We start from the raw sequence: 487 nt of genomic DNA, 5'->3' as shown, positions 1-487 counted from the left end.
TTCGGTCCCTATCCGTCGCGGGCGCAGGAAATTTGAGAGGAGCTGTCCTTAGTACGAGAGGACCGGGATGGACGCACCGCTGGTGTACCAGTTGTCTTGCCAAAGGCATAGCTGGGTAGCTACGTGCGGACGGGATAAGTGCTGAAAGCATCTAAGCATGAAGCCCCCCTCAAGAGGAGATTTCCCATGGCGCAAGCTAGTAAGATCCCTGAAAGATGATCAGGTTGATAGGTCAGAGGTGGAAGCGTGGCGACATGTGGAGCTGACTGATACTAATAGATCGAGGACTTAACCAACGCTTTGAAAAAAATGAAATACCTTCTTATTATCTAGTTTTGAAGGAATGAAAATTTCTTCTTGCATTTTCTCAAAAAGACGTTATAATAATATATGTCTTGAAAAAACGCAAACAATGTTTGGTGACGATAGCGAAGAGGTCACACCCGTTCCCATTCCGAACACGGCAGTTAAGCTCTTCAGCGCCGAT

Annotated in this window: 2 rRNA genes; both read left to right on the top strand. The window is 46.6% G+C overall.

Annotated features, from left to right (window positions below):
- Positions 1 to 296, top strand: a 23S ribosomal RNA gene (locus CVN76_RS03565); the annotation flags it as partial.
- 119 nt (positions 297 to 415) lie between these two features.
- Positions 416 to 487: ribosomal RNA gene (gene rrf, locus CVN76_RS03560) — 5S ribosomal RNA — on the top strand; the annotation flags it as partial.

Source organism: Bacillus sp. mrc49, assembly GCF_002803435.1.
Note: the sequence above shows the minus strand (reverse complement) of the source record. Positions and strands in the feature narration are given on the sequence as shown.